This is a genomic window from Streptomyces sp. NRRL WC-3549, from assembly GCF_000721935.1.
Taxonomy (GTDB): domain Bacteria; phylum Actinomycetota; class Actinomycetes; order Streptomycetales; family Streptomycetaceae; genus Streptomyces.
On record NZ_KL585384.1, the window covers coordinates 39,497 to 41,339 of the forward strand.

Genomic DNA, 1,843 nt, shown 5'->3' on the forward strand with positions numbered 1-1,843 from the left:
GGGGAAACGTCTTCCTCCCGCCGACGACGGGGGCGGGGAGCACCACCGCCCCGCCCTCCGTCACCCCACCCCACCCCGTCCCACCCCTGGGAGGCAGCCCGTGTCCGCACAGGCCGTTCGTACCGGAATCTGGTTCATCGGAGCACGCGGCTCCGTCGCCACCACCGCCACCGCGGGATGCGCCGCCATCGCGGCGGGACTCCACCCGGCGACCGGCATGGTCACCGAGACCCCGCCCTTCGCCGGCAGCGGACTGCCACCCCTGACCTCCCTCGTCTTCGGCGGCCACGACACCCTCGACTGCCCCCTGCCCAAACGCGCCGAGGCCCTGGAGGCCGGCGGAGTCATCCCGCACGGACTGTCCGCCGCCGTCACCACCGAACTCGCCGCCGCGGAAGCCGAGATACGCCCGGGCGGGCCGCTGCCCGGCGACAGCCGCACCGACGACGAACTGATCGAGGCCTTCGCCGCCGACCTCACCGGCTTCACCCGGCGCCACGGCCTCGCCCGCACCGTCGTCGTCAACGTCGCCTCCACCGAACCCGCCCCCGGCGAGGACGACACCCGCCTCCCCGCCAGCTCCCTCTACGCGGCGGCCGCCCTGCGGGCCGGCTGCCCGTACGTCAACTTCACCCCCTCCACCGGACTGCACAGCCCGCTTCTGCGCGACGCGGCGGACCGCGGCGGTCTCCCGTACGCCGGACGCGACGGCAAGACCGGCCAGACACTGCTGCGCTCCGTGCTCGCCCCGATGTTCGTCCAGCGCGCCCTGCCGGTACGGGCCTGGTCGGGGACGAACCTGCTGGGCGGCGGCGACGGAGCGGCCCTCGCCGACCCGGCCGCCGCCGCCGCCAAGAACGCGGGCAAGGAACGCGTCCTGGCCGACACGCTCGGCACCGCCCCCGAGGGCGAGGTCCACATCGACGACGTGCCGGCGATGGGGGACTGGAAGACGGCCTGGGACCACATCGCGTTCGACGGCTTCCTCGGCTCCCGGATGATCCTCCAGACCATCTGGCAGGGCTGCGACTCCGCGCTCGCGGCCCCGCTGGTCCTGGACCTCGCCCGGTTGCTGGCCCGCGCCCACGAGGCGGGGCTGAGCGGCCCCCGTCCGGAGCTCGGCTTCTACTTCAAGGACCCCGACGGAGGCCCCGCCGCGCTGGGCGAGCAGTACGCGGCCCTGCTGGACTTCGCCGGCCGGCTGCGGGCGGCCCGGTGAGGCCGCCGCGGCTGCTCGTGGCGCTGACGGGCGCGGTGTCCGCGGGGCTGGTGGCTGCCCGCGCCGCACGCACCGCGGCGCCCAAGGTCCGCCTGTCCGGTGCGGGCGGGACTGCGCCCGCACCGGACAGGCCCGGTCCGCGCACCGGCCCGCGGGCCTGGGCGGAACTGCTCCGGGTCTCCGCGCTGTTCACCGTCCCGGGCGACGCGCTGGCCGGAGCCGCCGCCGTGGGCCGGAACCCCGGCCGGGGCACGGCCCTTGCGGTCGGCGCCTCGCTCTGCCTGTACGAGGCGGGGATGGCCCTCAACGACTGGGCGGACCGCGACGAGGACGCCGTCGACCGCCCGCACCGCCCGATCCCCTCCGGCCGTATCGCCCCCGGGGCGGCCCTGGCGGCGGCGGGCGCGCTGACGGCGGCGGGGCTGACCCTGGCGGCCCGCGCCGGACGGCCCGCCCTGACGGTGGCCACCGGCCTGGCGGCCACCGTCTGGGCGTACGACCTGCACCTCAAACACACCCCGGCGGGCCCGGCCGCCATGGCCACCGCCCGCGCCCTGGACCTGCTGCTGGGCGCGGTGGCGACTGTCTCTTATACACATCTCTGATGGCGCGAGGGAGGCGTGT

Annotated in this window: 1 protein-coding gene and 1 pseudogene; both read left to right on the forward strand. The window is 76.6% G+C overall.

The window, feature by feature from the left end; translation table 11 throughout:
* Positions 1–100 precede the first annotated feature (100 nt).
* The gene (locus IH13_RS0103510; RefSeq protein ID WP_031080938.1) at positions 101–1,219 is read left to right on the forward strand and encodes an inositol-3-phosphate synthase; all 1,119 of its coding nucleotides are present in this window, start codon (positions 101–103) and stop codon (positions 1,217–1,219) included.
* 92 nt (positions 1,220–1,311) lie between these two features.
* Positions 1,312–1,803 (forward strand): annotated as a pseudogene (locus IH13_RS0103515) (UbiA family prenyltransferase); the annotation flags it as partial.
* Positions 1,804–1,843: the final 40 nt, after the last annotated feature.